This window comes from Meridianimaribacter flavus, assembly GCF_004366715.1.
In the GTDB taxonomy this organism is placed as follows: domain Bacteria; phylum Bacteroidota; class Bacteroidia; order Flavobacteriales; family Flavobacteriaceae; genus Gaetbulibacter_B; species Gaetbulibacter_B jejuensis.
The window spans coordinates 296,737-314,594 of sequence record NZ_SOQZ01000002.1; the positions used below are offsets into that span (position 1 = coordinate 296,737).

The 17,858-nt window shown below is 33.8% G+C and carries 17 protein-coding genes; 6 read left to right on the forward strand and 11 right to left on the reverse strand.

Annotation, left to right across the window (positions count from 1 at the left end; translation table 11 throughout):
* Nucleotides 1–76: 76 nt before the first annotated feature.
* Nucleotides 77–1,414, reverse strand: a complete 1,338-nt coding sequence (locus A8975_RS06135; protein ID WP_131506897.1) for a coiled-coil domain-containing protein — start codon at nt 1,412–1,414, stop codon at nt 77–79.
* Nucleotides 1,415–1,583: 169 nt separating this feature from the next.
* On the opposite strand from A8975_RS06135, the gene A8975_RS06140 reads away from it, so the two are divergent.
* Nucleotides 1,584–2,393 (forward strand): MBL fold metallo-hydrolase, encoded by an 810-nt coding sequence (locus A8975_RS06140; protein WP_131506899.1) that lies wholly within the window; start codon nt 1,584–1,586, stop codon nt 2,391–2,393.
* Between the two features lie 100 nt (nt 2,394–2,493).
* Nucleotides 2,494–2,715: a hypothetical protein gene (locus A8975_RS06145; protein WP_131506901.1), complete on the forward strand. Its 222-nt coding sequence runs from the start codon at nt 2,494–2,496 to the stop codon at nt 2,713–2,715.
* A gap of 49 nt (nt 2,716–2,764) precedes the next feature.
* Here the strand turns inward: A8975_RS06145 and ettA are convergent, their stop codons facing one another.
* Together ettA and A8975_RS06155 are read right to left on the reverse strand one after the other, a co-directional pair.
* Complete coding sequence (gene ettA / locus A8975_RS06150) at nt 2,765–4,456, reverse strand: energy-dependent translational throttle protein EttA (protein WP_129760209.1); 1,692 nt, start codon at nt 4,454–4,456, stop codon at nt 2,765–2,767.
* Between the two features lie 2 nt (nt 4,457–4,458).
* Nucleotides 4,459–4,641, reverse strand: a complete 183-nt coding sequence (locus tag A8975_RS06155; protein ID WP_103052245.1) for a CAL67264 family membrane protein — start codon at nt 4,639–4,641, stop codon at nt 4,459–4,461.
* 294 nt (nt 4,642–4,935) lie between these two features.
* On the opposite strand from A8975_RS06155, the gene A8975_RS06160 reads away from it, so the two are divergent.
* Entirely contained in the window at nt 4,936–6,114 is a 1,179-nt protein-coding gene (locus tag A8975_RS06160; RefSeq protein ID WP_131506905.1) for an MFS transporter, read from the forward strand.
* A 30-nt stretch (nt 6,115–6,144) separates the two neighbouring features.
* Here A8975_RS06160 and A8975_RS06165 read toward each other — a convergent pair whose 3' ends face one another.
* Genes A8975_RS06165 through A8975_RS06180 form a run of 4 tightly spaced genes read right to left on the reverse strand, consistent with a single transcriptional unit; the run spans nt 6,145 to nt 8,161 of the window.
* Nucleotides 6,145–6,870, reverse strand: coding sequence for a pirin family protein (locus A8975_RS06165; protein ID WP_134199107.1), 726 nt, complete (start codon nt 6,868–6,870; stop codon nt 6,145–6,147).
* Between the two features lie 27 nt (nt 6,871–6,897).
* A complete protein-coding gene (locus A8975_RS06170; RefSeq protein WP_129760218.1) occupies nt 6,898–7,335 on the reverse strand; it encodes a MarR family winged helix-turn-helix transcriptional regulator in 438 nt (145 codons plus the stop codon).
* 5 nt (nt 7,336–7,340) lie between these two features.
* Nucleotides 7,341–7,625 (reverse strand): GNAT family N-acetyltransferase, encoded by a 285-nt coding sequence (locus tag A8975_RS06175; protein ID WP_134199109.1) that lies wholly within the window; start codon nt 7,623–7,625, stop codon nt 7,341–7,343.
* A gap of 2 nt (nt 7,626–7,627) precedes the next feature.
* Complete coding sequence (locus A8975_RS06180) at nt 7,628–8,161, reverse strand: NADPH-dependent FMN reductase (RefSeq protein ID WP_134199111.1); 534 nt, start codon at nt 8,159–8,161, stop codon at nt 7,628–7,630.
* A 259-nt stretch (nt 8,162–8,420) separates the two neighbouring features.
* Here A8975_RS06180 and A8975_RS06185 point away from each other — a divergent pair, with 259 nt between their 5' ends.
* Nucleotides 8,421–10,064 (forward strand): acyl-CoA carboxylase subunit beta, encoded by a 1,644-nt coding sequence (locus A8975_RS06185; RefSeq protein ID WP_134199113.1) that lies wholly within the window; start codon nt 8,421–8,423, stop codon nt 10,062–10,064.
* 38 nt (nt 10,065–10,102) lie between these two features.
* On the opposite strand, the gene A8975_RS06190 is transcribed toward A8975_RS06185, so the two are convergent.
* Nucleotides 10,103–11,161 (reverse strand): AMP-binding protein, encoded by a 1,059-nt coding sequence (locus A8975_RS06190; RefSeq protein WP_134199115.1) that lies wholly within the window; start codon nt 11,159–11,161, stop codon nt 10,103–10,105.
* Between the two features lie 102 nt (nt 11,162–11,263).
* Between A8975_RS06190 and A8975_RS06195 the strand changes: the two genes are divergently transcribed.
* Together A8975_RS06195 and A8975_RS06200 are read left to right on the forward strand one after the other, a co-directional pair.
* Nucleotides 11,264–13,147 (forward strand): DUF3857 domain-containing protein, encoded by a 1,884-nt coding sequence (locus A8975_RS06195; protein WP_166667450.1) that lies wholly within the window; start codon nt 11,264–11,266, stop codon nt 13,145–13,147.
* Entirely contained in the window at nt 13,147–15,081 is a 1,935-nt protein-coding gene (locus A8975_RS06200; protein WP_134199120.1) for a DUF3857 domain-containing protein, read from the forward strand. Before A8975_RS06195 ends, A8975_RS06200 begins: the two co-directional genes overlap by 1 nt.
* Nucleotides 15,082–15,132: 51 nt before the next feature.
* Here A8975_RS06200 and A8975_RS06205 read toward each other — a convergent pair whose 3' ends face one another.
* The 3 genes from A8975_RS06205 to A8975_RS06215 are packed head-to-tail and all read right to left on the reverse strand — an operon-like array spanning nt 15,133 to nt 17,832.
* The gene (locus A8975_RS06205; protein WP_134199389.1) at nt 15,133–16,065 is read right to left on the reverse strand and encodes a CPBP family intramembrane glutamic endopeptidase; all 933 of its coding nucleotides are present in this window, start codon (nt 16,063–16,065) and stop codon (nt 15,133–15,135) included.
* A complete protein-coding gene (locus tag A8975_RS06210) occupies nt 16,065–17,105 on the reverse strand; it encodes an o-succinylbenzoate synthase (RefSeq protein WP_134199122.1) in 1,041 nt (346 codons plus the stop codon). The genes A8975_RS06205 and A8975_RS06210 overlap by 1 nt, the downstream gene beginning before the upstream one ends.
* Before the next feature lie 25 nt (nt 17,106–17,130).
* Nucleotides 17,131–17,832 (reverse strand): DUF2490 domain-containing protein, encoded by a 702-nt coding sequence (locus tag A8975_RS06215; RefSeq protein ID WP_129760230.1) that lies wholly within the window; start codon nt 17,830–17,832, stop codon nt 17,131–17,133.
* Nucleotides 17,833–17,858: the final 26 nt, after the last annotated feature.

Consider the following 17,858-nt stretch of genomic DNA (forward strand, 5'->3'; position numbering starts at 1 on the left):
GTTTGCAGTGAACAGTATTCGGTTTGCAGTCAATTATAAAAATACTGCTAACTGCAAACTGAATACCAATTACTTTTTAAGATAATAAGTCGTCATTATTTTCAGGCTTTTTGTCGCCAGTTGGCTCTCCTTCACCTGAAGGTTTATTAGCATCTGCCTTATAGTAGTCTTCAAAAATTTCTTTCATATCAATACCATAACGCTCAGCAAAATTCTTTTGAATTTCAGAATCTTTGGTACGAATTTCCTGTAACGCTTCAGCATAACTGCTGTAAACACCTTGCATTACTTTTTCATGCACAGGAATATTATCCATCATTTCTTGACGTGCTCTTGCACTTGCTGTATGCATTGATGCAAGAGTTTCTCCAATATGTTCGTCAGTTTTTACACCTAAATGCTCTAAAATAGCTGCAAATTCTTGGTCAGTTCGCGCTTTTAAAGCCACTACGTAACCATCGTAATATTTTAAACGCTCTTCAGTATCACTCTTTAATTTTGCACGATGTGTTTGTAAATTACTACGTAAAGAGGTTAATACCTTAATGGTTAAATTATGCTTATGCACAAAGCTGTCTTTACTTGCAGCAAGTGTTGTATAGGCGTTTTTAAGTCCTTCAAGCTCTTCTACTTTTTGTTCTAAAGTGGTAACTTTACCAACCGCTTCAGCATATTCAGCAGATTGCTTATCAACAATTTCTTCTAACTCTTGACGTGCTTGTTTTAATAAAGCATAGTTTTCTTCAAGCTTTGCTTCTACTTCTTTCTTCTTCTCTAAAGCTTTTGTATGGTTTTTTGTGGCTTCAACAATCGCATCTTGAAGTTTGTCTTCAACTTCTTTAATTTCTACTTCACGATCTTTTAAACGCTTTACAGCTGCCTGACTTTTAAACGATAACTCATTTAATAAAGTTTGTACATCTGCCGATTCTATACGTTGCTGAAACATCGCTTTGGCTTTGTTATCTGCTTCGTCACGAGATTTTTGGGCAGCAGTAAGTTCGTCTTGCGCTTTTTTGATTTTGCTTTTTCTTCCCCAAAGGTTGTTCCACCAAGTGTCTGGTTTAGCTTCGGCATCTTCTAGTTCAACTCTTGCGCGTTCTAGACGTTTTATGGCATTATCAATGATTTTTTGTTCATCAGCATTTAAGCTAGAGAAATCTTCAAAAATAATCCCAACTTCGTCTTGATAATCAGTTAAATCTTTAATGGCATCAAGTAAAGACGTTCTATCTTTTTCTGCCATATGCACTACATCGTCCAATGTTGCATTAAGTATTTTTTGACGCACTTCAGGATCATCTTCCTGTGCTAATTTAGATTTCATAGTGTCAATGGCTTTTCCCCAATTAACATCTACTTTTTCCTGTTTTTCATTGGAATTGGTTTCTAATAAATCAAAATCATCAGACATATTGTGTAGTGTTTTTATAGTTGAACAATTTTTGGATAAGCAATTTCGTTAAAAAATATCATTTTCAAAACTAATGCTCTTAAAATATCAGTAGTAAAAAAATTAAAAATGTTACAGGCTTTAAAAAATGTAACGCAATCATTATCTTTAGTACTCAAACACTTCTATTATGAGAAATTCAATTTTTATTACCGCTATTTTAGCATTGTGTTTTATAAGCTGTAACACAGATAAAAAAGAATCAGCAACCACTGAGACAATTATTGAAAACAATGTTGATGTTGAAACAACAACTTCCGATACTTCTTCTGAAATAAAAATTATTCCTATTGAACACGCTACTATGGTCTTGGAGTATAAAAATGTTGTTGTGTATGTTGATCCTGTTGGAGGAGCAGAAAAATTTACTGAACAAAAACCACCTAGTATTATTTTGGTTACTGACATTCATGGTGATCATTTTAATGAAGAAACCTTGTCAGGAATATTAGGAAATGCTGTTAAGATTATAGCTCCTAGTGCTGTAGCTGAATTGCTACCAAAACCGCTAAGAGATCGTACATTGGTTCTTAATAATTCGCAAAATAGAGACTACACTTTTGATGGTGTTGAAATTAATATTGAAGCTGTACCAATGTACAACTTAAGAGAAGAGGCTTTAAAATTCCATGAAAAGGGACGTGGTAATGGTTACATTTTAACTATGGGAGGAAAACGAATTTATATTTCAGGTGATACTGAAGACATTCCTGAAATGCGCAACTTAAAAGATATAGATATGGCATTTGTATGCATGAACTTACCATACACCATGACTGTTGAAAGTGCTGCAAGTGCTGTTCTGGATTTTAAACCAAAGCAAGTATATCCATACCATTACAGAGGACAAGGTGGACTTAGCGATGTAGAAAAATTTAAAGCCATTGTGAATGATAAAAATGATGCTATTGAAGTCGTTCAATTAGATTGGTACAAATAGTGATTACTCCATTTTTTATTAACAAATTTATAATGAAATAGTTACGGTTTTAATTAAAATTGTATATTTGGCTTGATTAACCCCAACTATCAACCTAATTATGAATGCTTTATATTCAATTTCAAAGTTACTTGTAAGCACTACTCAGCTTACGGTTGTACTCATTATTACAGCAGCAGTATTTATGTTTTTTATTGTGGTTGCAGTAATAAAAATGAGAAAGTTAAAGGCTGAAAATAAGAAGCTTACTGAAATGGAATCTTTAAAAAATGACGTTGAGGAGAGCTATAAAGATTTTACAAATGGCCATTTGTATGAATAAATTAAAATCACTTAAATAAAAAAGCCTGCATTTTGCAGGCTTTTTTTATCTATCTAACTAATTTTTTATACTTAATTCGTTTCGGCATTAAGTCACCACCCAAACGTTTTTTCTTGTTCTCTTCATAATCACTAAAACTACCTTCAAAGAAATAGACTTGGCTATCGCCTTCAAAAGCTAATATGTGCGTACAAATACGATCTAAAAACCAACGGTCGTGAGAAATAACCACAGCACAACCAGCAAAGTTTTCTAAACCTTCTTCTAGCGCACGTAACGTATTTACATCAAGGTCGTTTGTAGGCTCATCTAAAAGTAGTACGTTTCCTTCTTCTTTTAGTGTCATTGCTAAATGCAAACGGTTACGCTCTCCTCCTGATAGTAATTTTACTTTTTTGTTTTGTTCACTTCCAGAGAAATTAAAACGACTTAAATACGCACGAGAATTGACTTGCTTTCCTCCCATCATTACCAATTCTTGCTCATCACTAAAGTTTTGCCAAATGGTTTTTTCTGGATCTATATTAGAATGACTTTGGTCTACATAAGCAATTTTTGAAGTATCACCTACTACAAACTCTCCTTTGTCAGGTGTTTCTTCGCCCATTATCATTCTGAAAATTGTGGTTTTACCTGCACCATTTGGTCCAATAACACCAACAATTCCAGCTTGAGGTAGGTTGAAGTTTAAGTCTTCATACAATAACTTATCGCCATAACCTTTACTTACACCTTTTGCTTCAATAACATTGGTTCCTAAACGCGGTCCATTTGGTATGTAAATTTCAAGCTTTTCGTCAAGTTGCTTTTGGTCTTGACTCATTAATTTATCGTAGTTCTTTAAACGCGCTTTTTGCTTGGTTTGACGTCCTTTTGCTCCTTGACGTACCCATTCTAACTCGCGTTCTAATGTCTTTTGACGTTTTGAAGCTGCTTTTCCTTCTTGAGCCATACGTTTAGACTTTTGGTCTAACCATGAAGAGTAATTCCCTTTCCAAGGAATACCTTCACCTCTATCCAGCTCTAAAATCCAACCTGCAACGTTATCCAAGAAATATCTATCGTGCGTTACAGCGATAACTGTTCCTTTGTACTGTGCTAAATGATGCTCCAACCAATGTACCGATTCTGCATCCAAGTGGTTGGTAGGCTCATCAAGAAGTAATACGTCTGGTTCTTGTAGTAATAAACGACATAAGGCTACACGACGACGCTCACCACCAGAAAGTACACCTATTTTTTTATCGCCATCAGGAGTACGTAATGCATCCATGGCAATTTCTAATTTGGTATCTAATTCCCAAGCATTGGAAGCATCTATTTGATCTTGTAATTCGGCTTGACGGTTCATAAGCTTTTCCATTTTTTCAGGATTGCTATACACTTCTTCCAAACCAAACATATCGTTTATTTTGTTGTATTCATCTAGAATAGCTACAGTTTCAGCAGCGCCTTCACGCACTACTTCCATCACTGTTTTTTCATCATCTAGTTGTGGTTCTTGTTCTAGATAACCAACAGAATATCCAGGTGAAAAAACCACATCGCCTTGATAGTTTTTATCTACACCTGCAATAATCTTTAATAATGTAGATTTACCTGAACCGTTAAGACCTAAAATACCAATTTTAGCTCCGTAAAAGAAGCTTAAATAAATATTTTTAAGTACTGGCGTATTAGCCGATTGAAATGTCTTGGTTACACCAGACATTGAAAAAATTACTTTTTTATCGTCGCTCATAATTATACTCTTCCTTTTAATGCATTAAACACCCAAGCAATACAGAAAAAGCCAAAACCAACAGCAGCAAATCCCCAACCTGCAACATCGTCATAGCGAAAAGCTCCTAGTCCTATTAAACCTAATCCTACAAAAATCATAATCCATGTGGCCCAAGCCAACACTGTATTTTTATTCATTGCCATTTCTTAATCTTTATTTTTAGTTAGCAAATACAAATATCGTGTTTTAACTAACAAAATTCAACCAAAGTAAGGTGCTTTTAATTTTTCTTTAAGAAAACACCTTTTTCAAGCTGTAAATTTAGCCTCACAAATACGCTGTATATATCACAATAAATTTTGAAATTCTTAATTCTAACAACCCTTTTTTCTTAATTTCTTAATTAACTTTTTCTTATCATTTTTTATACGTCGATTACTTAATAATAGAACTAATTTTGTTGTTTATTTCTTTTTGAAAAATCTACGTATAAAAATATGAATAAAGCCTTACTATCATTAGCTATTGGAGGATTTGGAATAGGACTCACAGAGTTTGTTATTATGGGTATTTTACCTGATGTTGCAAATGCTTTTAGTATTAGTATTCCTGATGCTGGACATTTTATTTCTGCCTACGCTTTAGGTGTTGTAATTGGTGCTCCTATTCTTACAGGTTTAGGAAGTAAATGGCCTGCAAATAAAGTGTTATTAATACTTATGCTTTGGTTTACAGTTTTTAATACACTTTCTGCTTTTGCTACTGGCTACAATTCATTTATGATTTTACGCTTTTTATCTGGCTTACCACATGGTGCTTTCTTTGGTATTGGTGCTGTAGTTGCAGGAAAACTATCTAAAGAAGGTAAAGAAGCACAAGGAATTGCTATTATGTTTAGCGGATTAACTGTTGCAAACCTTTTGGGCGTGCCTTTAGGAACCTATTTAGGTAAAAACTTTAGTTGGAGTATTTCATTTTTAATGGTTGGATTTGTTGGTGTTCTAGCTGTTCTTGGCGTAAAGTTTTGGATGCCAAAAATAAGACAATCAAACAATACAAATTTTTTAAGTGAATTTAAGGTTTTTAAACGTTTGGAGTTATGGCTGATAATACTACTAACAACCATTGGTACAGGTGGATTTTTTGCATGGTATAGTTATATAGCACCATTGATTACTGATGTTGCAGGACATCCTGAAAGTGTTGTGTCTTATGCCATGATTTTAGCTGGATTAGGAATGGTAATTGGTAATTTTTTAGGCGCAAAACTTACTGAAAAGTTCTCTCCATTAAACACCGTAACAATTGTGCTGTGTATGATGGTTTTATGCCTTTCTCTAAATACATTTTTAGCATCAGATAAAGTACTTGTATTAGTGATGACTTTTATAATAGGTATTGTTTCTTTCTCTATATCAACACCTATACAAATGCTTATTATAAAATCGGCTAAAGGCTCTGAAACATTAGGTTCTTCGTTAAATCAAAGTGCTTTTAATGTTGGTAATGCATCAGGTGCTTATTTTGCAGGACTTCCTATTGCTATGGGTTATGGTTATACAGCTGCTGATTGGGTTGGTGCTGCTATGGCTGGTTGTGGTATTTTTATTGCTTTAGTAATATTTACTTTAAAAAATAGACAAGCCAAAAAAGTAAAAAAGCACTCATTTTCATAAGTGCTTTTTATATGATAATTGTTACCTGTTTTACAAAGTCATCATAGGAACTTCAATAAACAACAATTCAGAATCTTGTTTTGTTTCTATTGAAAAGCTTTCAGTTTCTGAAACACCTATAGCGTCTCTTGTTTCAAGGTTTTGATCACCTATAATAATGTCTCCATAAATAGTCATTACGTAAACACCATGGTTACTACTTTTTAGGTTATAGGTAAACGTTTCACCTTGACTTAAATCAATGCGAGATAGTTTAGCATCTTGATGAATTTTTAAACTTCCTTCATGATTATCATCAATAGATGTTACCAAAGTTTGTAGTTTATTTTTCCTATCGGAATCACTAAATGTTTTTTGGTCATAACGTGGTGAAACACCTTGTTTGTTAGGTATTACCCATATTTGAAACAAACTTAAATGCGAATCTTCAGAACCATTAATTTCAGAATGTTGCACACCAGTTCCTGCACTCATTACTTGCACTTCACCTGGTAATACAGATTGCCATTCGTTATGCATAGAATCGCGATGTTTAAGCTCTCCACTTAAAGGAATGGTGATAATTTCCATATTATCGTGTGGATGTGTTCCAAAACCCATTTTTGGTGCAATAACATCATCATTTAATACGCGTAACGCTCCAAAATGAATGCGCTCTGGATTAAACCAGCCTGCAAAGCTAAACGAATGATTGGCTTGTAACCATCCGTGATTTGCAAATCCTCTTGTTCCTGCTTTGTGAACTACTGTTTTCATTTTATTATCCTTTCTGGGTTTCCCCTTTTATCTTAATTTATCTAATAAATCACTTAATTGTGATGCTTCTTTTTCTGTGATATTTTTTAACCAATCGTCATTAAAATTGTCTGATATATCTTCTAAAAGTTTTAATCCTTCGCTAGTGATGGCAACTTGTACCACACGTCTATCTGTTTCAGATGGGATACGCTCAATGAGTTGTTTTGCACAAAGCTTGTCTGCCAATCGTGTGGCATTTGGCGCTCTGTCTATCATTCTTGATTTTACATCTTGCATCGTCAATGGTTTATCTGCACCACGTAAAATGCGTAAAATATTGTATTGTTGTGGTGACAGCCCAAATTTTGCGAAAAATGTATTTTGTTTTCCAGTAATCCAATTAGCTGTGTACAAAATATTAATCAGCGCTTTTGTGCGGTTATCCTTAAACGAAGAATTAACGTCTTTTGAAATATCTCCCATAGTTTTTAGGCTTTTACATCTTTATATCCATCCGCTTTCTTTTTAAAAACTGCTGCTGCAAACGGACAAAGTGGTAAAATTTTTAACGCTTTTTCTCTTGCAAATGCTACAGCTTCTTCTACTAGTTTGTAACCAACGCCTTGACCTTTTAGACTTGCATCTACTTCTGTATGATCAATAATAATTTTTTGTTCTCCTGCATAAACGTAAGTCATTTCAGCTATTCGTTTCGCATCTTGCTCTATGTAAAAAGCACCTTTTTTAGTATCGTCTTCTTGCTGGATGTTCATAACTATATTGCGTTTTGAAATTTATCTACTTCAACTAATAATTGGTCATTTAATTCCTTATTAGTAATCTTACCATCAGAAAAATTATTTCCGAATTGTGGTAAAGAAAACACGCCTACAATATCTGCTTCATGTCTTGGAAAACGGTCTTCAGCAATGGTTAATACCGATTTTCCGCCTCTTGCTCCTGGTGATGTTGCCATAAGCAACATAGGTTTTCCTAAAAATGTTTTGGCTTCTATACGTGATATCCAATCAAATAGGTTTTTAAAAACTGAAGCATAAGCGCCATTGTGTTCTGCTAATGAAATAACCATACCATCAGCTTCCTTTATTTTATTGAATAGCTTGTGAGCGTTTTCTGGTTGTCCGCCCATGCTTTTTTCTAAATCTGTACTAAATAGCGGTACATCAAAATCATTTAAGTCTAATACTTCTGCTTTGGCTCTTTCTACTAACCCTGAAGCGTATGTCGCCAATTGTTTGTTGATTGATGTTGTGCTGTTACTTCCTGCAAATGCTATAATATGTTTCATGTGTGATTGTTTTTATTTTCCATGGCAAATATATGATAAAATATTTTACTTTCCAAGGAAACTATTTACATGGTGATATTTTTAACATAGCTTTTACATTACAACGTTTTCGTAGCAAGGTTAAGTTTTGTATTTTTAGCCTGCATTAACAACTTGCGTTAGGGGTTGCAGCGGCATCCTCCCTATTTTTAGGGAGATATAGCGAAAAACCCGACCACGCTTTTGCGTGGTAACGCCCTAATTAACTATATAACATCTGATGGATTTAAACTTCAACAAAAACGAAGATCATAATAAATTATTGGTTTCTGAACTTAAGAAACGACTTGCAAAAGTAAAACTTGGCGGTGGCGAAAAGCGTATTGAAAAACATAACGCTAAAGGAAAAATGACTGCTAGAGAACGTATTGATTATTTGCTTGATGATAAAGCCAAAAGTATTGAAATTGGTGCTTTTGCAGGTGATGACATGTATAAAGAACATGGTGGTTGTCCGTCTGGCGGTGTTGTAGTGAAAATTGGCTACATAAAAGGGAAACAATGTATTGTAGTGGCTAATGATGCGACTGTGAAAGCTGGTGCGTGGTTTCCTATAACTGGGAAAAAGAATTTGCGTGCACAAGAGCTTGCCATTGAAAACAAATTACCAATTATTTACCTTGTGGATTCGGCTGGTGTGTATTTGCCAATGCAAGACGAGATTTTCCCTGATAAGGAGCATTTTGGTCGTATTTTTAGAAACAATGCTGTAATGAGTAGTATGGGCATTACACAAATTGCTGCTGTAATGGGTAGCTGTGTTGCTGGTGGTGCTTACTTACCTATTATGAGTGACGAAGCGCTTATTGTGGATAAAACTGGAAGTATCTTTCTTGCTGGTAGTTATTTGGTAAAAGCTGCTATTGGCGAAAGTATTGACAACGAAACGCTTGGTGGCGCAACAACTCATAGTGAAATTAGCGGTGTTACGGACTACAAGGCTAAAGATGATAAAGATGCATTGGATAAAATAAAAAATATTGTTGATAAAATAGGTGATTTTGACAAGGCTGGTTTTAATCGTACTACGGCTAAAAAACCTAAAGAAAATCCTCAAGATATTTATGGTATTTTACCAAAAAGTCGTGCCGATCAATACGATATGTATGAGGTTATAAAACGTCTTGTAGATAATAGTGAATTTGAAGAATATAAAGCTGGTTACGGACAAACCATTATTACATGTTATGCCAGAATTGATGGTTGGGCTGTTGGTATTGTTGCAAATCAGCGTCATATTGTAAAAACTACTGGATCTAAAACCAAACCAGCCGAAATGCAATTTGGTGGTGTGATTTACAATGATTCTGCCGATAAAGCCACGCGCTTTATTGCGAATTGTAACCAGAAGAAGATTCCGTTAGTATTTTTACAGGATGTTACTGGTTTTATGGTAGGTAGTAAGAGTGAACATTCTGGGATCATAAAAGATGGCGCTAAAATGGTAAACGCTGTGAGTAATAGTGTGGTGCCAAAATTTACCGTTGTAGTTGGTAATAGTTATGGTGCTGGTAATTATGCTATGTGTGGTAAGGCTTACGACCCAAGACTTATTTTTGCATGGCCAAGTGCTGAACTGGCTGTAATGAGTGGAAATAGTGCTGCTAAAGTATTATTACAAATAGAAAAAGCCTCATTAGAGAAACAAGGAGAAAAATTCACCAAAGAGAAAGAAGACGAACTTTACAACAAAATAAAAGCGCGTTACGACAACCAAGTATCGCCTTACTATGCTGCTGCAAGATTATGGACCGATGCGGTTATTGATCCTTTAGACACCAGAACCTGGATTAGTATGGGTATTGAAGCCGCTAACCACGCTCCTATTGAAAAACCTTTTAATTTGGGTGTGTTGCAGGTTTAAGTATAATAAATAGAAAAAAGCGACCGATTTGGTCGCTTTTATTTTATTTGTTCAATAGTTTTAGCCCTCTGGATTTTTTTCGATGATGTCTCTGCAAATTGTTCTACAGAAAGTATTTGTTTTGGCACCTCGTATTTTTCTAAATCAGAAAAAATAGCTGTATCTAATTCAGTTGATTGTCCTTCTAAAACCAATACCACACGTTCTCCCAAAGTGTCATCTGGTTGAGAAGCCACAAAAAAACGTTGGCTTATTTTTCCATCTAGCTTTGCTTCAATTTGCTCAGGAAATAATTTAACACCACCTGAGTTAATCATATTATCATAACGACCTATAACCTCAAATTCTGTTTTAGAATATAATTTTACAATATCGTTGGTTACAATAGTTTTGTCTGTAAGCTTTGGCGCTTCAACCACTAAACAGTCTCTATCGTCTTGTGATATTTTAACGTCTTTTAATAGTTTAAAATGCGCTTCTCCTTTGTAATTATTTAATGGTTTTATAGCGATATGGCTTAAGGTTTCTGCCATACCATAAGTAGCAAATACTTTTGTTTTTAATGGCTCAATATCTTTTAATAATGATTTTGAAACTGCAGCTCCTCCAACAATTAATGTATTTATATTTTGTAATCTTTTCAATGATTTTTGTACTTGCATTGGTACCATAGCACAAAATTTATATGGCTTTTCATCGTCATAAGCTGGTAGTGTACTTGGTTCAACAATATCTAGCTCTAAACCTAAAATCATTGCTCTCACTAGCATCATCTTACCTGCAATAAAGTTTGTAGGCAAACAATGTAATGCTGTATCTCCTGGAGATAGCTTAAACCTATTCCCTGTTGCTATTGCAGAATTTACCATAGCTTGCTTGCTTACTTTTATAAGCTTAGGGTTACCTGTAGAACCTGAGGTTTTCACATACAGAAAATCCTTTTCGTCTAACCAATCTAAAAGAAAATTGCCTATAATTTTTTCATAAGCTTCACCTTCTTTTATTAAACTATACGAGACTTCTTTAAGCTCCTCATGGTTATAACTAGTGTTATTAAGCTTAAATTTTAAATGTATCTTGTCAAAAGTAGGAATCATTTTTGGTATGATATTAGATGTGTTAAAATTATAGTATTTTTAACGAATTGTACTAAAAATTTAAAATTAAAAAAATATATATTTGACAATAAAGCACGAATTATGAAGAAGTCCCTGTTAATCCTATTGTTATGTCCTCTTTTTCTATTTGCCCAAGATTTTTCGAACGAGGATTATATTTATTTAAAACGTCACGAACACATAAAAATTGGTTTAAAAAATCACAAGTTTGATATTGCCAAAAACATATCAGAACAAGCTGAATTTTTAACTTCCAACAAACTTTATTTTGCTAACGAATCTATGCACTTTGACAGCTTTACTTCAATAGAAGATATTGATGCTTACACCTACATTCCTAGTCAAGATAAAAAAGTAAAGGTAGATTATATCGAAACCAAACGTGCTTTTGACAATGGTGTGTTTTACAGTGACCAAGAGTCTAAAAACTTTATTTTTCCTGCTGTTACTAAAGGTGCAATTACCAATTTAAGCTATAAAGAAATTATTAAAGACCCTCATTTTTTAGGACTATTCAGATTTGGAACTTATGTGCCTACTAAAAGTGCGCAACTCTCTATTGAGTTTCCTAAAAATGTAAATATTGGGTACATCGATTTTAATACCGAAAACATAAATCTAGACTTCAAAAAAGAAGACACCAAAAACGGTTACACTTACACTTGGACTGTAGATAATATTAAAGGCTACCAAGGTGAAGAAGACAGTGAAGCTATTTTATATTATTTACCACACATTATCGTTTACATCAAAAACTATGAAGAAGACGGTAAAGTCCACAATGTATTAAACGATGTAAATGATTTATACAAATGGTACAGCTCTTTGGTTGATCAAATAGATACGTCTTCTTTACAAAAAGTATATGCTATTGCTGAAGACATCACAAAAGACCTTACTACTGATAGAGAAAAAGCCGAAACCATTTTTAATTGGGTACAAGACAATATTACTTATGTTGCTTTTGAAGATGGTCTTGGAGGATTTATTCCTCGTGGTGCTGCAAGTGTTTGCGACAAGCGTTATGGCGATTGTAAAGATATGGCAAACTTGCTCTACGAAATGCTTAATCATGTAGGTATTGAATCTTACAGAACTTGGATTGGAACTAGAGACAGACACTATTCTTATTTTGAAGTACCTACTCCAATGGTAGACAACCACATGATTACAACTGCTATGGTAGAAAACGACACTATATTTTTAGATGCGACTGATAGTTATGTGCCTTTTGGAATGCCTAGTGAGTTTACACAAACCAAAGAAGCGCTTTTAGGTATTGATGCTGATAATTTCAAAGTTATCAAAGTACCTGTTCAAAATGCAGATAAAAACACATCTACCATTACCAGTCATTTTTCATTAGAAGATGGTATTGTAAAAGTCTCTGAAAAAAGAGCGCTTAAAGGTTATGAAAAAGTGAATTTCATTTCAGATTACACCTATAAAAAAGATGATAAAACCGAAGAGGAATTCCTAAATACTACGTTATCTCTTGGAAACAACAAGACCAACTACTCCAACATTACTCTAGAGAATTTTGATAACAAAAGCACTCCATTACAATTAGGTTATGACCTTAGTATTGATAGTTATGCTAAAACTATTGGCAATAAAACGTATATTAACCTAAACATAGACAGATCGTTATCAAACAGTAGTATTGATTTAGAAGACCGAAAATACAGCAAGAAAATTGACCACGAGTTTATAAAAAACTTCACAACAACGTTTAAAGTTCCTGAAGGCTATAAAGTAAACTATGTTCCTAAAGACCTTACGTTTGATAACCCAGAGTATGGTTACAGCATTTCTTACGCTGTAGATGGAGATACCATTACTCAAAACAAATCTATTTATGTAAAAACACTAAGCATTCAAAACAAAGATTTTGAAACTTGGAACAGCTTTATCAAAAGCCTTATAAAAGCCTACAAAAAAAGTATAATAATAGAAAAGATATAATGATAAAAAAAGCATTGATTGTATTACTATTTGTAAGTACAAGTAGTAGTTTTTCCCAACATTTTAGAACCTACGATTGGACCGAAAAGCCTAAACTTCATAAACTATCTGCTGAAGATGAAAAAGAATCCTCAATAGGTATTTTAAAAAAGCATATTGTTGAATACGCGTCTAGTATGATGTCTCCTGAGCCCAAACGCTATGAGACCGAACACACCATTACACGAGTAAACGACGATAAAGGTATTGCAAGACACAACACAGTTTACATCCCAATGTACGAAGTAAAAAAGGTTGTAGACATAAAAGCAAGAACCATTAACGCCAAAGGAAAAGTTACTGTGCTTAACCAAGACAATATTAAAGAGGTTAAAAATGTTGACGAATATGGAGACTTCAAGATTTTTGCTATTGAAGGTGTTGAAAAAGGTTCAGAAATAGAAGTGCTTTACACAGTTGAAAAAGAGTTTGACATGTATGGTTCAGAAACTATGCAGAGTAACTACAAAATCAACGAAGCACAGTTTATTTTTATCACAGGAAAACTCAATTCCAATGTTAAAGCATATAGAACTGACTCTACATTTAAAGACGTTACAATTGATGGTGACAATGCCAAATCGTTGACTTTAAAAAACATTCCTGCAATGGTTGAAGAAGAATATGCTACACCAGATGCCAATAAAATTACAGTAGTATATCAATGTTTTCCGCAAGGTCAAGACATTACCCAAGACATGTTTTGGACTAACGTTTCCAATAATGTTGGCGGAAGATTTTTCCCTGAAACTGCTACCAGTAAAATTGATGCAGATTTAGCTACCATAATCGAAGGAAAAACTGACCTTTCGGTATTTGAAAAAGCGTCTAGAGTAGATAATTTTATTAAAAGTAACTTTAATGTTATCAAAAACAACAATGACGAGCTGTCTGATTTAGACTATATTCTTAAAAACCGTTCAGCAAGTGATTTTGGTATCATAAAAGTATATGCAAACTTTTTAAAAGCTTTAGATATTGAATACGAAGTTGTTATTACTGCTAATAGATTTCAGTATAAGTTTGATCCAGACTTCTTTATTCCTAATATGCTTAGAGATTTCTTAATCTACTTACCTACTGAGAAAAAATACATCGCTCCAGACAGAATTGAATACAGAGTTGGTGAAGCACCTTTCAATATTTTAGGCAACTACGGATTGTTTATTAAGAGCGATTTTAGCCACTATTTCTCTAAAATCTCTCAGGCAGATCCTGATTATAGTCAAGTGAATCGTATTACAGACATTACGTTTACCGAAGATTTTGAAAGCACTATTATCGACATGCACCAAGAGTTCACAGGACATTGGTCTGTTACTAACAGAGCTGTTCTTAACTTATCGTCAGAACAAGGTGTAAAAGAGTTTAAAGACTATCTTACAGCTTCTGGTATTGAAGACAAAGAAAGCTTAAGTTTTGAAACTAAAAATGGGGAAATTAACCAAACAGAATATAACCTACCTTTTATAGTTGAATCTAAGGTGTCTTCAGAATCCTTAATTGAAGATGCTGGTGACAGTTATATTTTTCAAGCTGGATTAATTATTGGTACACAAAGCGAACTGTACCAGGAAACCGAAAGAGTTAACCCAATTGAAATGACTTATCCTAATGAATACAACTACACTATTACAGTTAATATTCCTGAAGGATATACTGTTGAAGGTTTAAGCAGTTTAAATATTGACGAAAGCTACAAAGACAGTAAGGGTAACAAAGTATGTAAGTTTGAATCTGGTTATAAATTAGATGGCAATACATTAGTAATTACCATTCAAGAGTTTTATAAGACGTTAGAATATGATTTAGACCGTTACGAAGAATTCAGAAATGTAATTAATGCAGCGTCAGATTTTAACAAAGCAGCTATTCTATTTAAACCAATAGAATAGAATAGAAAGCAAAAACAAGACAACAAAAAAGCGACCAAACGGTCGCTTTTTTTATTCTAATATTTTATAATCTTCTTTTGGTGGTTCTTGTACAGTACCAAATAATTTATCTTTCCAATTCGTCCATTTGTACTTTTTAGAAAAGATAAATAACAGTATTGGAAACATCACAAACACAGGTATAATAAAATCTATTAGTCCAGAGTCTTGAGGATCTGCTACACTCTTAAATATAGATGGTGTTTGAAAAACTGTCCAGTCCGCTGTAATTAACAATGCACCAAATAGGTTATTTGCCGCATGAAACCCTAAAGCTAACTCCAACCCTTCATCCATTAACGTCATAATTCCCAAAAAGAAACCAGTTCCTATATAGTAAATCATAATTGTAGGACCAACCTTTTCTACTTCTGGGTTAGCTATATGCATTAATCCAAACATTATAGATGTGAAAAATAAAGGTATTGCTCTAGACTTAGTAAAAGCTCCTATTCCTTGCATTAAATAGCCTCTGAATAAATACTCTTCAAAACTGGTTTGCAATGGCACTAATAAAATTGCAATAACAGCTAAAATCAAAAATGGAACTAGATTGAAATTTAGCACATAATCATCAGGAGCTAAAAAATAGCCAAGTAAAGTAATTACAGTAGTAATGGTTCCCCAAAGAAAAAAGGAAAACCAAATACGCTTCCAATCTACTTTTGGGCGAGAAGTCGTTAAAGAAGTAATAGATTGTTTATGTATATATTTAACCCAAGCTAATAATATAAAAAGACCTATTGCAAGAGGCAACAATGTCTCAATTAAAAACCTGTTTTCTCCTTTTTTTTCTACTTCACTTTGAATAATAGCGTCCATATCTAAATTAAGAACTTTAATGGCAATATATTGAAGTACCATTAGTCCAAAAAAACCTAAAGGAATCAATATGTATTTCCAAAAACCAATGCTTCCTTTAAACGCTTGTTGTATATAATTCATCATATAAGTAAGTTAAAGTTCCAATCTAAATTTTTATTGAAGTGCAATTTACCATTTTTTACCAATAACGGACTATCAAAATTATTAGTAAACAAACTGCCTGTGCCTAAGCCTTGTGGCATTGTATTTTGTAAAGTATACGTCCATTGTGCGATGGCATTTAAACCAACATTACTCTCTAATGCGCTGGTAATCCACCAACCTATACTTCGCTCTTCAGCTAAGTCAATCCATGTATTGCTTCCTTTAAAACCACCTATAAAACTTGGTTTTAAAATAATGTATTGCGGATTAATGATTTGTAATAGTTTTTGCTTTTCAGAGGCTTCAAAAACACCTATAAGTTCTTCATCTAAAGCAATTGGCAATGGTGTATCTTCACACAAACTCGCCATTTCATACCAATTCCCTTGCTTAATAGGTTGCTCAATAGAATGTAAATCGAGCTCGCTTAAATAGTTTAATTTATCTAGAGCATCATCAACCGAAAACGCACCATTGGCATCAACCCTAAGCTCGATATCGCTTTTTGAAAACTCTTTTCTTATAGATTTAAGCAGATTGTATTCTGTTTGAAAATCGATAGCGCCAATTTTCATTTTAATACATGAAAAACCAGCTTCAATTTTCTCTTTTATCTGTTGCTTCATAAAAGCTTCGGTTCCCATCCATATCAATCCATTAATCGAAATAGCGTCTGTTCCGTTAGTAAATTCTGAAGGAAATAATTGAAAGGATGATGCGCTTTCAAGAGATTTAAAAGCCATTTCTAACCCAAATTGAATACTAGGAAATTCAACAAGCTCACTATACAGCTCCTCTAAACCTAAATGAATGTTATTGCAAGTCCATTTTAGTTTTTCTTCGTAATCTGGCCTATCGTCTGCACTTAAACCACGTAAAATCCCACATTCGCCAATACCTTGTTGTCCATTGGCTTCTATACTAATAAACCAAGTTTCTTTGGTTTTAAGAATCCCTCTAGATGTTCCGCTAGGTTGTTTAAAATTAAGAATGTACTTGTGGTATGTGGCTTTCATTGGGTAATCAACATGATGAAATACATTAAAATTTATGGTGCATACTCACTTGTAGTTGCCCTTTTCCTTGTGCATTGGTTTTTTGGTTCATCCAACCCAATTGAAACTTAATTTTTGAGTTCAACACATAACCCAATCCTAAATACGTACGGTTTCTATCAAAAAACTCAACCGTTCTATCATCACCTATATCTTGTTGTCCGTTGATAAATAATTCGTTGTATAACGCTGCATAAATGGTATTTTTCTCGAACGTTTTTTTATTAAACGGAATATTCATAAATAGGTTATAACGATAACGCGTTCTAAAATCTTGGTCTTCAACAAAACGTTGCTCATATCTAAAACGATGCGTTAAATACACACGTCCTCCTATTTTTTGTGGTAAAAGTGCTTCTTGGTAAATTCTACTTTCAACCGAAGTATCATCGCTTTCACCTAAGGCTCCAGATGTAATATGCGCATATCCTAAGGTTAATTTTACTGACGTATTTTTTGGTCTGTACGTTACACCAGAACGTATAAGTAACTGCTCTAAATCTCCCATGATGTTCCAATTTCTGTACTGTACATCACCTTGCAACCCAAATTTGCTCTCTTTAAACTGAGTATCAAAAAAATACATGTACCACGCTCCCATTTGGTCTGGGTTTTGGGCTTTAGTGGATTGCGTAAATGATACTGTTAAAATGGAAAATAATAATAAAACACGCGCTGTTTTGGTCATAGCATTTATATTTTTGGATTGTTTTA

What these genes read in the sequence shown, in the direction of transcription:
- A8975_RS06205 (WP_134199389.1), bottom strand. Translation starts at nt 16,065, where the DNA reads ATGAATTATATACAACAAGCGTTTAAAGGAAGCATTGGTTTTTGGAAA.
- A8975_RS06210 (WP_134199122.1), bottom strand. Translation starts at nt 17,105, where the DNA reads ATGAAAGCCACATACCACAAGTACATTCTTAATTTTAAACAACCTAGC.
- A8975_RS06175 (WP_134199109.1), bottom strand. Translation starts at nt 7,625, where the DNA reads ATGAACATCCAGCAAGAAGACGATACTAAAAAAGGTGCTTTTTACATA.
- ettA (WP_129760209.1), bottom strand. Translation starts at nt 4,456, where the DNA reads ATGAGCGACGATAAAAAAGTAATTTTTTCAATGTCTGGTGTAACCAAG.
- A8975_RS06155 (WP_103052245.1), bottom strand. Translation starts at nt 4,641, where the DNA reads ATGGCAATGAATAAAAATACAGTGTTGGCTTGGGCCACATGGATTATG.
- A8975_RS06140 (WP_131506899.1), top strand. Translation starts at nt 1,584, where the DNA reads ATGAGAAATTCAATTTTTATTACCGCTATTTTAGCATTGTGTTTTATA.
- A8975_RS06170 (WP_129760218.1), bottom strand. Translation starts at nt 7,335, where the DNA reads ATGGGAGATATTTCAAAAGACGTTAATTCTTCGTTTAAGGATAACCGC.
- A8975_RS06200 (WP_134199120.1), top strand. Translation starts at nt 13,147, where the DNA reads ATGATAAAAAAAGCATTGATTGTATTACTATTTGTAAGTACAAGTAGT.
- A8975_RS06145 (WP_131506901.1), top strand. Translation starts at nt 2,494, where the DNA reads ATGAATGCTTTATATTCAATTTCAAAGTTACTTGTAAGCACTACTCAG.
- A8975_RS06215 (WP_129760230.1), bottom strand. Translation starts at nt 17,832, where the DNA reads ATGACCAAAACAGCGCGTGTTTTATTATTATTTTCCATTTTAACAGTA.
- A8975_RS06135 (WP_131506897.1), bottom strand. Translation starts at nt 1,414, where the DNA reads ATGTCTGATGATTTTGATTTATTAGAAACCAATTCCAATGAAAAACAG.
- A8975_RS06195 (WP_166667450.1), top strand. Translation starts at nt 11,264, where the DNA reads ATGAAGAAGTCCCTGTTAATCCTATTGTTATGTCCTCTTTTTCTATTT.
- A8975_RS06185 (WP_134199113.1), top strand. Translation starts at nt 8,421, where the DNA reads ATGGATTTAAACTTCAACAAAAACGAAGATCATAATAAATTATTGGTT.
- A8975_RS06190 (WP_134199115.1), bottom strand. Translation starts at nt 11,161, where the DNA reads ATGATTCCTACTTTTGACAAGATACATTTAAAATTTAAGCTTAATAAC.
- A8975_RS06160 (WP_131506905.1), top strand. Translation starts at nt 4,936, where the DNA reads ATGAATAAAGCCTTACTATCATTAGCTATTGGAGGATTTGGAATAGGA.
- A8975_RS06180 (WP_134199111.1), bottom strand. Translation starts at nt 8,161, where the DNA reads ATGAAACATATTATAGCATTTGCAGGAAGTAACAGCACAACATCAATC.
- A8975_RS06165 (WP_134199107.1), bottom strand. Translation starts at nt 6,870, where the DNA reads ATGAAAACAGTAGTTCACAAAGCAGGAACAAGAGGATTTGCAAATCAC.